The sequence below is a fragment of the Arcticibacter pallidicorallinus genome (assembly GCF_003002875.1).
GTDB classification, from domain to species: domain Bacteria; phylum Bacteroidota; class Bacteroidia; order Sphingobacteriales; family Sphingobacteriaceae; genus Arcticibacter; species Arcticibacter pallidicorallinus.
This window is the reverse complement of record NZ_PVTH01000009.1, coordinates 48,134-60,347: the sequence shown is the minus strand read 5'-3', so window position 1 is coordinate 60,347 and position 12,214 is coordinate 48,134. Positions and strand designations below refer to the sequence as shown.

The 12,214-nt window shown below is 45.9% G+C and carries 16 protein-coding genes and 1 tRNA gene; 7 read left to right on the top strand and 10 right to left on the bottom strand.

Going from position 1 to position 12,214, the window contains the following annotated elements:
• Positions 1-269 precede the first annotated feature (269 nt).
• A tRNA-Ser gene (locus B0I27_RS13860) sits at positions 270-354 on the bottom strand.
• Between the two features lie 199 nt (positions 355-553).
• Here B0I27_RS13860 and B0I27_RS13855 point away from each other — a divergent pair.
• Together B0I27_RS13855 and B0I27_RS13850 are read left to right on the top strand one after the other, a co-directional pair.
• The gene (locus B0I27_RS13855) at positions 554-1,831 is read left to right on the top strand and encodes a mechanosensitive ion channel family protein (RefSeq protein WP_106294367.1); all 1,278 of its coding nucleotides are present in this window, start codon (positions 554-556) and stop codon (positions 1,829-1,831) included.
• 62 nt (positions 1,832-1,893) lie between these two features.
• Complete coding sequence (locus B0I27_RS13850) at positions 1,894-2,760, top strand: PfkB family carbohydrate kinase (protein ID WP_106294365.1); 867 nt, start codon at positions 1,894-1,896, stop codon at positions 2,758-2,760.
• A 3-nt stretch (positions 2,761-2,763) separates the two neighbouring features.
• Here B0I27_RS13850 and B0I27_RS17920 read toward each other — a convergent pair whose 3' ends face one another.
• Positions 2,764-2,961, bottom strand: coding sequence for a KTSC domain-containing protein (locus B0I27_RS17920; protein ID WP_106294363.1), 198 nt, complete (start codon positions 2,959-2,961; stop codon positions 2,764-2,766).
• Positions 2,962-3,024: 63 nt separating this feature from the next.
• Between B0I27_RS17920 and B0I27_RS13840 the strand changes: the two genes are divergently transcribed.
• Positions 3,025-5,016, top strand: coding sequence for a sensor histidine kinase (locus tag B0I27_RS13840; protein WP_106294361.1), 1,992 nt, complete (start codon positions 3,025-3,027; stop codon positions 5,014-5,016).
• Positions 5,017-5,031: 15 nt separating this feature from the next.
• On the opposite strand, the gene B0I27_RS13835 is transcribed toward B0I27_RS13840, so the two are convergent.
• Positions 5,032-5,415 (bottom strand): DUF3037 domain-containing protein, encoded by a 384-nt coding sequence (locus B0I27_RS13835; protein WP_106294359.1) that lies wholly within the window; start codon positions 5,413-5,415, stop codon positions 5,032-5,034.
• On the bottom strand, positions 5,393-6,187 hold the full coding sequence (locus B0I27_RS13830) for a HipA family kinase (protein WP_106294357.1): 795 nt from the start codon (positions 6,185-6,187) through the stop codon (positions 5,393-5,395). Before B0I27_RS13830 ends, B0I27_RS13835 begins: the two co-directional genes overlap by 23 nt.
• Positions 6,188-6,304: 117 nt before the next feature.
• On the opposite strand from B0I27_RS13830, the gene B0I27_RS13825 reads away from it, so the two are divergent.
• Positions 6,305-7,036 carry an SRPBCC family protein gene (locus B0I27_RS13825; RefSeq protein ID WP_106294529.1) on the top strand — a complete coding sequence of 244 codons (732 nt, stop codon included), beginning with the start codon at positions 6,305-6,307 and terminating at the stop codon, positions 7,034-7,036.
• A gap of 56 nt (positions 7,037-7,092) precedes the next feature.
• On the opposite strand, the gene B0I27_RS13820 is transcribed toward B0I27_RS13825, so the two are convergent.
• The 3 genes from B0I27_RS13820 to B0I27_RS13815 all read right to left on the bottom strand — a co-directional run bounded on the left by B0I27_RS13820 (position 7,093) and on the right by B0I27_RS13815 (position 8,206).
• Positions 7,093-7,500, bottom strand: coding sequence for a cupin domain-containing protein (locus B0I27_RS13820; RefSeq protein WP_106294355.1), 408 nt, complete (start codon positions 7,498-7,500; stop codon positions 7,093-7,095).
• A 10-nt stretch (positions 7,501-7,510) separates the two neighbouring features.
• The gene (locus tag B0I27_RS17545; RefSeq protein ID WP_181276789.1) at positions 7,511-7,681 is read right to left on the bottom strand and encodes a hypothetical protein; all 171 of its coding nucleotides are present in this window, start codon (positions 7,679-7,681) and stop codon (positions 7,511-7,513) included.
• Between the two features lie 63 nt (positions 7,682-7,744).
• Positions 7,745-8,206, bottom strand: a complete 462-nt coding sequence (locus tag B0I27_RS13815; protein ID WP_106294353.1) for a MaoC family dehydratase — start codon at positions 8,204-8,206, stop codon at positions 7,745-7,747.
• Positions 8,207-8,319: 113 nt separating this feature from the next.
• Between B0I27_RS13815 and B0I27_RS13810 the strand changes: the two genes are divergently transcribed.
• Positions 8,320-8,523 carry a YtxH domain-containing protein gene (locus B0I27_RS13810; protein WP_106294351.1) on the top strand — a complete coding sequence of 68 codons (204 nt, stop codon included), beginning with the start codon at positions 8,320-8,322 and terminating at the stop codon, positions 8,521-8,523.
• Positions 8,524-8,563: 40 nt separating this feature from the next.
• Here B0I27_RS13810 and B0I27_RS13805 read toward each other — a convergent pair whose 3' ends face one another.
• Complete coding sequence (locus tag B0I27_RS13805) at positions 8,564-9,004, bottom strand: hypothetical protein (RefSeq protein WP_106294349.1); 441 nt, start codon at positions 9,002-9,004, stop codon at positions 8,564-8,566.
• A 51-nt stretch (positions 9,005-9,055) separates the two neighbouring features.
• Positions 9,056-9,328 carry a hypothetical protein gene (locus tag B0I27_RS13800; RefSeq protein ID WP_106294347.1) on the bottom strand — a complete coding sequence of 91 codons (273 nt, stop codon included), beginning with the start codon at positions 9,326-9,328 and terminating at the stop codon, positions 9,056-9,058.
• A gap of 105 nt (positions 9,329-9,433) precedes the next feature.
• On the opposite strand from B0I27_RS13800, the gene B0I27_RS13795 reads away from it, so the two are divergent.
• Both B0I27_RS13795 and B0I27_RS13790 read left to right on the top strand, forming a co-directional pair.
• Positions 9,434-10,420, top strand: coding sequence for an SDR family oxidoreductase (locus tag B0I27_RS13795; RefSeq protein WP_106294345.1), 987 nt, complete (start codon positions 9,434-9,436; stop codon positions 10,418-10,420).
• Positions 10,421-10,462: 42 nt separating this feature from the next.
• Positions 10,463-10,804, top strand: a complete 342-nt coding sequence (locus B0I27_RS13790) for a hypothetical protein (RefSeq protein WP_106294343.1) — start codon at positions 10,463-10,465, stop codon at positions 10,802-10,804.
• On the opposite strand, the gene B0I27_RS13785 is transcribed toward B0I27_RS13790, so the two are convergent.
• Positions 10,781-12,106, bottom strand: coding sequence for an acetylxylan esterase (locus B0I27_RS13785; RefSeq protein WP_106294341.1), 1,326 nt, complete (start codon positions 12,104-12,106; stop codon positions 10,781-10,783). The genes B0I27_RS13790 and B0I27_RS13785 overlap by 24 nt on opposite strands.
• Positions 12,107-12,214: the final 108 nt, after the last annotated feature.

The window sequence follows — 12,214 nt, the reverse complement described above, 5'->3', positions numbered from 1 at the left end:
CAAGCTTACTTCCAGATTCCCGTCTGCATCCCGGCATACACTGTGGCTGACCTGCAGACTTAGGAAAGCGGACTGGCAAACCCTGTTTCATCTGGGCTGCATGGCTCCTTAAATACGCCTGCATATAAAAGGGGATGCTTTCTAGTCAGGATCTTCTCTAATAGGACCATTGACAACGAAATTCTAATGTCGTATGGATAGTTCGGGGGCTTCATCAAATACCAAACAAAAAAGCCTGTATCATTTTTCAACAATACAGGCTTTTTTTGCGGAGAGTTAGGGATTCGAACCCCAGGACCTGTTACAGTCAACAGTTTTCAAGACTGCCGCAATCGACCACTCTGCCAACTCTCCGCGACAAAAGTACAAATAGTCGCTTCATTTGCAAATTGCTTTTATTGCTTTTTTTTAAATAACATTTAAGCTATTCAGTATTAGTAAATTAATTTTGACCGGATGAGGTCTCCGCTGATGCTAAGGCCCCTTCACCCCGCCTCTTTAGCATAAAATGGGTAACTTGCACGCATTTTATGGGATACATTACCGTTAAAAAATGAGAGATCTGCAACATTACTTCGAAATATTTCTTATCCGTTCGGGCGTCGGGAGACAGTTCGTTCCTTATATCGCAATATTCAGCAACCTGGTGATCATTGTTCTTTTGGCCTTCTTGTTTATGTATATAGCGAAGTGGATAACGAAGAACCTTATTCATTCCTTCTTCAAGCGTACCTCGACTAAATGGGATGATATCATTATCGAGTTTAAGCTACTCAGCAACCTGGTACAATTGATTCCCGTGCTGATCGTAAAAAGTCTAACTCCTGCGGTGTTTGTCAATTTCCCCGAGGCGCTGCCGGGCGTGATCATCCTGCTGGATCTTATTATTATCCTGGTAATTACAAAGGTTATTTTGTCTGTTTTGAAAGCGCTGGAGTTTATCCTTTCCAGCTCTCCCCTGTTCAAAAGCAAACCTATTGCGAGTTATTTTCAACTGGCTCGAATCGTCATTTATATTGCTGTTGGCATATTGATGCTCTCCACTCTGATGGGTAAGTCTCCAGTTTATTTCCTGAGTGCGTTTGGTGCGATGACGGCTATTGTGCTGCTGATCTTTAAGGATACCATACTGGGCCTGGTTGCGAGTGTGCAGATCTCCGCGAATGATATGGTGAGGGTTGGCGATTGGGTGGAAATGCCCAAGTTTAATGCCGACGGAAGTGTGATAGCGATGAACCTGAACACGGTTAAGATAAGTAACTGGGATAAAACCGTGACCTCGGTTCCTACATATTATTTTATAACCGATAGCTTTAAAAACTGGCGCGGCATGCAGGAAAGCGGCGGCCGGCGGATAAAGCGTGCGCTGCATATCAACATTCGCTCTATCAAGTTTGTCAATCCGGAAATGCGTGAACGTTTCAAAAAATATTATTTGATCAAGGACTTTATAGAACGCCGTGAGGAAGAGATCGCAACATTTAACAGGGAACATGATGTGGATACTTCGGAGCTGATAAACGGGCGAAGGATGACCAATATCGGTGTATTCAGGCACTATACTCAAGCTTTCCTCAACCACCATAAAAATATTCGAAAAGACATGACGCTGATGGTGCGTCAACTTCCGCCTGATGACAGGGGCGTTCCTATCGAAGTGTACTGTTTCACGGCGACTGTTGTCTGGGCAGAATATGAAGGTATACAGTCGGATATATTCGACCATCTTTTTGCAGCGGCGAAGCATTTTGAGCTGGAGATTTTCCAGGCTCCCAGCGGTAGCGACATTGTTCTTGCAGGGGAGAACATTCGCAGGAACCTCGAAGGCTAAGGAGGTGTCTTTAGATATAAGTTTATCCTTACATTTACAGCCTTTTGATATAAAGAAAGCACATGATTGATATTTGCTGTATTGGGCACATTACACTGGATAAAGTCGTCAATCCCTCGGGCCAGGTTCACATGCCGGGTGGAACATCATTTTACTTCTCGCACGCAATGGCTAATCTTGATGTCCGATACAGTCTGGTTACTGGTATCGCGGAATCGGAAATGCATATTGTGTCCGAATTACGGGCAGCAGGAATTAGTGTGAGCGCACTTTCGAGCAGACATACCGTCTATTTCGAGAATATTTACGATACCAATCAGGATAACCGGAAACAACGGGTACTGCAAAAGGCAGATCCGTTTGATATGAACTCCTTTTTGGATGTGGATGCCGGAATGTATCACCTGGGTCCTCTGTTGGGCGATGATATACCGCTTTCTTTGATCAAGTACTTATCGGCGAAAGGTATTGTGTCTCTCGACGTGCAGGGATTTCTAAGGCTTGTTCAGGATGAGACTGTGCTGGCTACTGATTGGTCGGAAAAGAACGAAGCACTACCCTTCGTCGATATTCTGAAAGCCAATGACGCTGAACTGGCAGTGCTTACCAGTTGCGACGATATATGGGAGGGCGCCATGATCATCGCTGCGCTTGGCGTCAATGAGGTGATTGTCACGCTGGGAAGTAAGGGGTCGTTGATTTACACAGGGGGCGTCTTTTACGAAATCCCCGCTTACGAGCCTAATCAGGTTGTCGATGCAACCGGATGCGGGGATACGTATATGGCCGGTTATCTATATAAGAGAGCAAAAAATTTCGACTGTGTGGAATCAGGTAAGTTTGGCGCGGCTATGGCGACCCTGAAAATCGAATCTACTGGTCCGTTTAAAGGAAGCCTCGAGGATGTTCTGGAGAGAATTGCCCCATAAATTTCATGTAAGTTTTCGATAAGGATAAACCCCCTTGACTCTTTTGTTTAAAAAAGTCCCCTTTGATTTTACTGCTTTCATCTCGTCATAAAGAGATTCAGGCACGCCCTGATATTCGTAAACCATGCCCGAAAGAAAAACCACTGTAAGGGTACGGGATGAGGGCTCAAAGTGATATGACGATATGACGGAGGACGGCATGTGGGCGACAGCAAATATTTAGTTAAATACCATACAAATGTTTTATTGGATATATTTGTTTTGATGGAGGACTTTAATAAACCACTCATTAGCTTGAATGACTTTGATTTGTCTTCAATATTTAATAGTGCGCATGACGCAGTCATTACACTGGACATCAATGGGCACATTATACACTGGAATTCTGCGGCTACAAGGATCCTAGGTTATACGGCGGACGAGGTCACTGACAGACATATAGATTTTATGATTCCAAAGGAGCTTGCCTTTGACGAAAAGGCCGATTTCCAAAGAGTGGTCGCAGGCGGCTCAGTGGAACACTACCAAACCATCCGGCTAAGCAAGAACAATCAGAAAGTTAATATATCGCTCACAGCGTCGTTGATCAGAGATGCGCAGGGAAGAGTGCTGGGCGTGTCCCACATCTTTCACGATCTCACCGTGCAGAAGGTGGCGGAAGAGAAGCAGGCCATGCTGGCTGCCATAATTGAGTCGTCTGATGATGCTATTCTTAGCAAGACGCTGGATGGCTTTATTACCAGCTGGAATAAAGGGGCTGAGTTAATCTTCGGCTATACCGAAGAGGAGATTATAGGCGAGCATATTTCTTTTCTTATCCCCAAAGAACGTCTGTCTGAAGAAGACAACATCATCAGCAAAATCAAAAGAGGTATCAAGGTAGAGCACCTTGAAACAGTGCGGATTGGTAAAGGCGGTCGGAAAATAGCCGTATCACTCACTATCTCCCCTGTTAAGGATAAGGACGGAAATATTATAGGCGCATCAAAGATTGCGCGTGATATAACTAAAAATAAGGAAGCAGAGCGAGCGATTAAGCGCCACGCGACTGATCTTGCCGTTTTGAACACTATCGGAAAGGCCATTTCGGAAGGTCTTGAGGCGGAGATGATCCTTCAGAAGGTTACGGATGCTACTACACAGCTGACAGGAGCAGAATTCGGAACTTTTTACTACAATACAAAGGACGGCATTGGCAATGCGATTCAACTATTCGCGACTTCCGCTGCAGCTGTTGGATCTGTAGAAGGCTTTGGATCAGCGGAGTTTAGGGCGCTATTTGATAGTATTTTTCTGGGAGGAAAGATCGTCCGGATTGAGGAAATTAGAAAAGATGAACGTTATCTAAATCATGCTCCGCTTTTTGACTTACTGAAGGTGAGCATGCAGGTTTCGAGCTTATTGGTTGTTCCTGTCACGACGAAAGGTAACGTTGTGGTGGGGGGACTTGTATTCGGGCATTCGCGGCCTGCCATGTTCAGCAGGAATCAGGAGAATCTGGTTGCCGGCGTAGCGGCTCAGGCAGCTACGGCGCTGGACAATGCCAAGCTCTACGAGGAAGTTAGGGCGCTCAATGCAAAGAAGGACGAGTTTATCGGCCTGGCCAGTCATGAGCTGAAGACCCCGCTGACCAGCATGAAGGGATTCTTGCAGATCCTGGAACGCAACGAGTCGGGTGAACTCAACAGGGCGTTCATTAAAAAAGCGCTAAAGCAGTTGAATAAGATTTCGAGCCTGGTATCAGACTTGCTGGATGTGTCTAAGATACAGTCGGGAAAGCTTTACCTTGATTTTGAGACGTTCGACCTGCAGACGTTGTTACATGAGGTTATTGAACTTGTTCAGTTTACATCTGAAACGCATGAAATTGAACTGGACAGCGACAGTATTGTGCTTCCGGTGCAGGCTGACAAGCAGCGTATAGAGCAGGTGATCATTAATTTAATTTCCAACGCAATCAAATACTCTCCTGATGCCTCGAAAGTGCTTATCCGCGTTAGAAAGACTGACCTGGAAGTACGGGTGGGTATTCAGGACTTTGGATTTGGTATAGAAACAGAACAACTGGAAAATATATTCGCGCGCTTTTTTAGGGTTGAAAGCCTGGCATCTCATATTTCCGGTCTTGGGATTGGTTTGTTCATCACCAAAGAGATCGTTGAAAGGCATAAGGGCCGCATTTGGGTGGAGAGTGAACACGGGAAGGGTTCTGAATTTTTCTTTACGTTGCCTCTGATAAGGGAATTTGCGGGATAATACCCGCAGATTCTCTTATAGTACCAGCTCACGGTGCAGTCTTTCTAAAGCGAGCTGTGGATTGGTACAGAAGCCCGGATGTACCCGAGAAGTTTGCAGGATGGTGCTTCGCATGGCCGTGATCCAGCGAAAGCGGTCTGCTATCAGCTGCTGTCCAATCGGGCCTCCATCTTTTCCGCCCGCGCAGATCCGAGCGAATGCTTGGAGATTCTGCTCAACAACCTTCAGGTCCAGGTCCGGAGCGAATGCCAGCAGACGATTAGGGTCGATGGTCATGGTCATTTCCAGAAAACGTAATGATTTACAATAGAGAATCACACCGACATTGAGAAACTCTTCGCGTTCGACCCTCGGAACAAGGCGGATTACGGCATACTCAAATAAGTGTCTGTCTTGCATTTTGGGCTTCTTTAACGAATATGTCAGAATTTGCGATTCTGGTTAGTAAAAAATCATAATATACACGGCGGTTCAGCCCGGCTTGTTCCTCTGATTCTGTAGATAGCCACTCGTCTGGAATAAGGTCTACGATAGACTGTATCAGCTCTGGAGTCAGAAGTTTGATAAAGGCTTCATTCACAACATCGAGTTCGGTGGCCTGCGACAGCAGCACATGGTCTTTCACCTGTACAAAAGGCTTTCGCGCCTGTTCTTCCCAGTTGCTCCAGGAGTGGTGAAAGTAAAGGGATGCGCCATGATCGATCAGCCATAGCTCGTTGTGCCACATCAGCATATTGGTATTCCTGGCTGTACGATCGACATTAGTCAGCAGACAATCCAGCCATACGATCTCTGAAGCAAGAAGCGCCTCTACCGTATTCACCACGGGATCGAAGGTAATAGCGCCCGAGAGATAGTGCAGGGCAAGGTTAAGCCCTCGGCTGAACTTGAGCAGATCCTGAATTTCTTCGTCTCCTTCCGTGCGGCCAAATGCTTCATCCAGCTCGGCAAATACCACTTCGGGAACCTGAAGTCCCAGTGCCCTGGCTATTTCACAACCGATTAACTCAGCAGTAAGTGCTTTTACACCCTGTCCGGCTCCTCTAAACTTCAATACGTATAGAAAGTCGTCGTCAGCTTCCGCGATAGCTGGAAGCGATCCTCCTTCCCGGAGGGGAATGACGTAGCGGGTGACATTAACTGTTCTTAGTTGTCTGGTGTTTTCGTCCATATTCTTGCGCCAAATTTAGAACTATTTATTTAAGCTGAACAGGGCTTCTGCTATGTTTAGCTAATAACAACAAACAAGTTGTTATTGTATATGTTCAAGTATGAAAACAGATACATAATGGAAAACATTACAGATAAAATAACGGATACGCTGAACAATTCGTTCCTAAAAAGTAGCGGAACACCCAATGTGGACACAACTGAACGCGTTATTTCCATAGCGGCAGGTGCCTTCATTTTTTATAAGGGATTGAAAAACATCTGGCACCACCCCATCATTGCATTGCAGGAAGCGGCAGTTGGCGGGGTTTTGCTTTATCGCGGAGCGACAGGTGTATGTCCTGTCTATACCAGACTCGGTAAGGATACTTCAGATCCCGAAGCGATCAATATTACCGAACGGTTCATCGTGAATGCTCCGAGGGAGACGCTATACCGCTTTTGGAGTGACGTAAGCAATTTGCCAAAGTTCATGAAACACCTTAAGTCTGTCGAGCAGACCGGTGATAATGTATCTCACTGGGTTGCCAATACGCCGGGTAATATCGTGAGCTTAAGCTGGAATGCGGAAGTAACACGTCAGGAAGAGAACGCATATATCGGCTGGCGTTCTATTGAAGGTTCGATGATCGACAACGCCGGTAAAGTGGAGTTCAGTGATGCACTTAACGGTTTGGGTACTGAGCTACTGGTTGAAATCAGTTACTTCCCTCCTGCCGGAAGTGTTGGTCGTGGAATCACCTCATTGTTCAATGGAGTATTCGAAGACATGATCAAAGAGGATATCAATAACTTCAAGCGCTATGTTGAAGCCGAAGAGTTTAAAACGTTTGCCGGCTTACAGAAATAGAAGCAAAACAGAAAAGGAAGCGATTAGCTTCCTTTTCTGTTAATATAGAAATTCTCTTAGTGATCGGTGTCTCCGGGGGTAGCCATGGTAAGCAAGAATGAAGAGTCTTCATAAGCTTTAACACGATGCGAAATACGTTTGTGCAAGGTAATCATCTGTCCGGGTTCCAGATCTTCGTTATGTTGATCGGTTGCGAAGTTGATTTTTCCCTTTAACACCTGAACACTGATAACGCCGGGCGCGGTATGCGGTTTCATCTCCGCCCCTGCGTGCAAAGCGATCAGCACGATACGCATACCATCCGTTTTAAACACGGTTATAGCTGTACGGTCGCCCTCCAGCCATGCTGTTTCCCGCTGTATCTGCTCATTCAGGTCATACAGGTCAATGCTGACGAGCTCTGCATCCAGCAGGCGCTCGCCTTCAGGGCGAAGGGAAGTTGAATCATTGCGTTTCTCTTCCATATCTCTTTAATTATAGGTGATCTGATACCTTCTCCAGGTCCTTTGCCTTGAGCACACTGGCTGTTTCTTCTCCGTCAATCATTACCTTGACTTCGTCTGAATTAGCTTCCTGATCTTCCTGCACGGTTCCTTCCTGGCCGTTCGAGGTTTTTATTCTGTTTCCAAATTTTAAAAGTTCCATATCTGTCTAACATTTAAGCACTACGATAGTTTTAAAACTTGTATTTACGATTTAGCTGATTGATCAGGAATGGAAATGGTATAGAAAAACGGCCTCTCCGTTAAAGGCGGATTTCTTCTCGTCTTTGATTTCGAGGGTCACCTCTACTGTGGCTTTTACTGTTCCGCGCAGGTTTACGATATCCGACAATTTTGCCTTGAGCCTTACTTCGCTATCGACGCGTACGGCCTGACCAAAGCGGAGACTTTCCACACCGTAGTTGATCTCCATTTTCAGGTTCTGGATAGACACAATCTGCTGCCATAAATAAGGGATTAGTGAAAGTGTAAGATAGCCGTGCGCAATGGTAGCCTTAAACGGACTTTCCTGAGCCGCACGTTCCGGATCAGTGTGAATCCACTGGCGATCGAGAGTAGCTTCAGCGAACTTATTTATTTGATCCTGAGTGATCTTATGATAGGCCGATATGCCCAGCTCCTGTCCTTTATACTGTTCAAAATCCTGAAAGTTGCTTATGGTAATCATGGATGTTTATAATTTTTCTTGTTAAAAAGCGCTAATGTAACAGTTTACATCCAATCTGCGGACATCTGAATTAACTGGAATGAATATTGTATTAATTGCAGTATAAACAAGTTATGGGATTATTAAGATATATAGTTCTTGGTGCTGCAGTAGCTGCAGGTGTCAAGTATGCAACAAAGAAACGTCCGGATGGAAAGTCATTTATGGACGACATAAATGAAAAGGCTCCTGAGTGGATGAATCAGGCAAAGAAATATACCGATCAGTTCAAGGAGCAGTACGGCGGACCTAAAACTACACACCGCGATTATCAATAGTTATTTAGCGGCAGGATTTCCTGCCGCTTTTTTTGCGCTGTTATTTTCTGGTTAACAGTGCGTATGTGGCGGCGGTTACTAATCCGCCGAATGTATAATACAGTACGGTTAACACCTCGGCCTTTCTGTTTTTTGTTACAGGTGTGTCATCCAGACCCATAGGTTTGGGTAGTTTCAGCGCTCCCAGTCCTGCTGAAGCACCAAGCATCACTCCTCTCATCCATTTCTTATTAATGTCTCCGGAAGCGATAAGGCTATAGTATAATGTGTTGCTGACTATATCTCCCGCCAGAGTCGCCTGATGAAGATTCTTACCTTCAGGCGGGTTTACGCCTATACCCGACAAGGATTTAGTTAACGCTTCTTTTCCGATTAAGTCGATCCTGGGAGCCTTGCTGTCGTATCTTCTGATAGTTTCGTGGAGAATATTAACAGCCAGGGCGCCAGCTAGTCCGGATATAATACCTTTCAATTTTCTCATAACTTATAAAGCCTGCCAGAGATTATTTGTTTGCGAAATAGACAAATTGGGTTAATATGGCCGCAGTGGTGAGATCGGTACCAGATGACCTGCAATAAACCATTCTATTCCCGCAACGATATAGGATTGTTTCTGGTGTCTGTATTGGACGGTCTGGAAGTAGACGGTGTCTTGCTCCGTGGATACGTAGAACTGCAATTCATTATCAAGCGTTCTGAAATTTTCAGAACCAATGTACACGGCTATTGTTATACCTGTAACTTTCCCGGTGATAAGCCAGGTATAGGGTTCTTTAATGAACTCTTCTGCACTGAATTCTCGCATATGTGTAAATGAACAGGTGGACCGGCGTATGGTTTCGTCTACAGACATTTAGTTATGCGACCTTGTTGTTTGTTGCCGGATACACGAATATAAACGTTACAGTTAATGAGAGAAATTAAATCATTAAATAATCTAACCGTTGTCATCACCGGAGCCTCTTCCGGCGCTGGTCGTGCCATGGCACTTGAATTTGCTCGTCACAAGGCGCGTTTGGTGCTGACCGCCAGAAACGAGTCGGCGCTTTCGGAACTTGCGGAAGAATGCCGCGCACTTGGATCTATGGTACTGATTGTTGTAGCTGATGTCTCGGACCCAAAAGCGGTTATCGGTCTTGCAAACGATGCCTTTATTTTTGGAGGACAAATTGACGTCTGGGTAAATAACGCCGGAGTTTTAACTGCCGGAGAGTTTGACAAGGTACCTTTGGAAGTGCATACCCAGGTTATTCAAACAAATCTCCTGGGTTTCCTATCGGGTGCTCACGCCGTCATCCCGTACTTTAAGAAACAGGGCAAAGGCATCCTGATAAACAATATTTCTATTGGCGGGTTCCTGCCAGTTCCCATGGGTACGTCCTACACGGCGAGTAAGTTTGGTTTGCGTGGCTTTTCCGAAGCATTAAAAGCTGAACTACAGGATTGGAAGGAGATCCATGTATGTGATCTGTTTCCGGCTTTCCTGGATACACCCGGTATTCGGCACGCTGCGAACTATACCGGTAAGGTTCTGAGACCTGCACCTCCGGTCTATGATCCTATACGTCTTGCCCAGGCAGCGGTGTCTCTGGCGCTGAATCCAAGATCCTCCGTGACGGTAGGTAGCGTATCGACGCTGTTGCGGCTTGCGCATTCGCTTATGCCGAAACTGACGGCAGGTGTAACGGCAAAGGTTATCCGCACTTACCTGAAGACTGCTGATTCCACAGAGCTTACTAGCGGGAATATTTTCAATCCCCTGCCGTTCGGTACCAGTGCACATGGCGGATGGGGTGTGGCCGGCAAGCCGAGAGCTCATCGTAAGTACATCCTGGCTGCAGCGGTATTGGTGGGTGTGCTGTCTGCAAGTCTTATCAGCGCCAGGCGCGGAACTTAAACAATTTGATACCCCTTGGCGTTCCCTTTAAAACGATAAGAAATGATACAATCTGATGAAAACTTTCGCGAGGAGTACAAACCTCTCTCCATTCCTTCTTCTTATGAAACTGCCGATACTCAGGAAAGCAAAATCATCTTTGCTCTTGCTCAACTTGGAGAAGGAAGCGCTGAAGATGTCTTCGCCAGGCTTGAGGAGCTTCAACCCGGAAGTGCAGATCCTCAGCTAGCCGCAATGACTGAAGTAGTGCTCAAGAGCTTATATGAGAAAGGGCTGATAAAGGCAATAGATCATAATGGAATCATGACCTACAACCTGAGCAAAATTACGGAGTCTAACGAAGGGGAAGTCAACCCGGACCTACTCGCTCCTGGTCTCGACTAACTTTAGCTGCTTTTTAATCCAGCTGAGCGATTCGCGATTGGTTTCTTCAAATCTCCAATGCCCGGAAATGGGCGTTATACTTAGCGTCTTGGGCGCTTTTACTGAATTAACAGCAGCGTATACGGAGGTAGGCGGACAAGTGTTGTCGTTGTAACCCCATGAATAAAATCCGGGTACTTTGATTTGTCTCGCAAAGTTGACGACGTCATAGTAGCCGATGGTAAGCAGGTTTTCAGGGCGGTTGTTTACTTTGCCATTGGAGGGATTCAGCATATGTGGCCATCCTCCTGCCCTGTTCTGCAAATAGCCGTTAATGTCTGATAGCGCAGGATAAAACGACACCAGGCACTTGACTTGCGGATGCAGGGCTGCGGTAACAATGGCTAGTGCCCCTCCCTGACTGCCGCCGGTAACCGCCACGTTCTCGCCATCAAATTCCGGCAGGCTGCAGAGATAGTCTATGGCCCGTACACAGCCGAGATAGACTTTTTTGTAGTAATAGGTGTCGCGACTATGGAGGTTGTTCAGCCAATAGTCTCCAAAGGCCGAACTGATGCTGCGGTAAGCCGTTGCATCAAGCACCGGTGAGATGCCGTGAATTTCAGTTGTGAAGCTGATAAAGCCCTGATCTGCAAAAGAAGTATTCGGAGCGAATGGCTTTACTCCCGCTCCCGGCGGAGAGAAAAGTACAGGATATTTTCCCGCTTTCTTTGGCTTGCAGAGGTAGCCGAAAAGCCTCTGACCCTTTGCATTGATCTGGATGGTAACTAAAAAGACGTCAACGGTATTTGTTGAGTGTGTAGGTAAGTGTTCGACTACGGGACTTAAAGCGACATTCGTGATTTCTTCTAAATTCTGCTTCCAAAACTCGTTGAAGTCAGCCGGTAAGGCTGTAGTTGCTTCTATCTTTTCCGGGGAAAAGGCGAGTTTGACCTGGCCATCATAGGCTACGCCATTATGTTTTGCTTTGACCTTCAGCTGTCTGAAACCCGGTTGAGTACTGGTACCTATATTAATGATTCCCTGCCCGTCATTCAACTTCAGGCGCCGAGTTACTTCGGGCTCCATCATCTCCTGCCCAAACGAATATTCTACCTCAGCCTCATTTATCGGAACTCCGTATTTTAACACCGTAACCTTAACCTGTGCATTCTCTCCTGCCCGGTAGTTCCAATCGGCATGATCCGGTGTCAGAAGAATTTCTACGAGCTTTAACGGCGCAGGTGAATTTTGTGAAAATACGGTCTGACCGATCAGTATTAACACCGTTGCGAGAAGGAATTTCACGGTTTTTAGGTTCATAACGTAAAGTTTACAAAAAATTACTGTTTCGGTAGCACATTTTGGTAATTTTGTTGTTTGACCAATCAGAATGTCATATCGAGATTATAAGTGTCCTAAGTGTAACAC

Coding starts and splice junctions, on each gene's coding strand:
- B0I27_RS13855 (WP_106294367.1), top strand. CDS start 554: ATGAGAGATCTGCAACATTACTTCGAAATATTTCTTATCCGTTCGGGC.
- B0I27_RS13850 (WP_106294365.1), top strand. CDS start 1,894: ATGATTGATATTTGCTGTATTGGGCACATTACACTGGATAAAGTCGTC.
- B0I27_RS17920 (WP_106294363.1), bottom strand. CDS start 2,961: ATGCCGTCCTCCGTCATATCGTCATATCACTTTGAGCCCTCATCCCGT.
- B0I27_RS13840 (WP_106294361.1), top strand. CDS start 3,025: ATGGAGGACTTTAATAAACCACTCATTAGCTTGAATGACTTTGATTTG.
- B0I27_RS13835 (WP_106294359.1), bottom strand. CDS start 5,415: ATGCAAGACAGACACTTATTTGAGTATGCCGTAATCCGCCTTGTTCCG.
- B0I27_RS13830 (WP_106294357.1), bottom strand. CDS start 6,187: ATGGACGAAAACACCAGACAACTAAGAACAGTTAATGTCACCCGCTAC.
- B0I27_RS13825 (WP_106294529.1), top strand. CDS start 6,305: ATGGAAAACATTACAGATAAAATAACGGATACGCTGAACAATTCGTTC.
- B0I27_RS13820 (WP_106294355.1), bottom strand. CDS start 7,500: ATGGAAGAGAAACGCAATGATTCAACTTCCCTTCGCCCTGAAGGCGAG.
- B0I27_RS17545 (WP_181276789.1), bottom strand. CDS start 7,681: ATGGAACTTTTAAAATTTGGAAACAGAATAAAAACCTCGAACGGCCAG.
- B0I27_RS13815 (WP_106294353.1), bottom strand. CDS start 8,206: ATGATTACCATAAGCAACTTTCAGGATTTTGAACAGTATAAAGGACAG.
- B0I27_RS13810 (WP_106294351.1), top strand. CDS start 8,320: ATGGGATTATTAAGATATATAGTTCTTGGTGCTGCAGTAGCTGCAGGT.
- B0I27_RS13805 (WP_106294349.1), bottom strand. CDS start 9,004: ATGAGAAAATTGAAAGGTATTATATCCGGACTAGCTGGCGCCCTGGCT.
- B0I27_RS13800 (WP_106294347.1), bottom strand. CDS start 9,328: ATGCGAGAATTCAGTGCAGAAGAGTTCATTAAAGAACCCTATACCTGG.
- B0I27_RS13795 (WP_106294345.1), top strand. CDS start 9,434: ATGAGAGAAATTAAATCATTAAATAATCTAACCGTTGTCATCACCGGA.
- B0I27_RS13790 (WP_106294343.1), top strand. CDS start 10,463: ATGATACAATCTGATGAAAACTTTCGCGAGGAGTACAAACCTCTCTCC.
- B0I27_RS13785 (WP_106294341.1), bottom strand. CDS start 12,106: ATGAACCTAAAAACCGTGAAATTCCTTCTCGCAACGGTGTTAATACTG.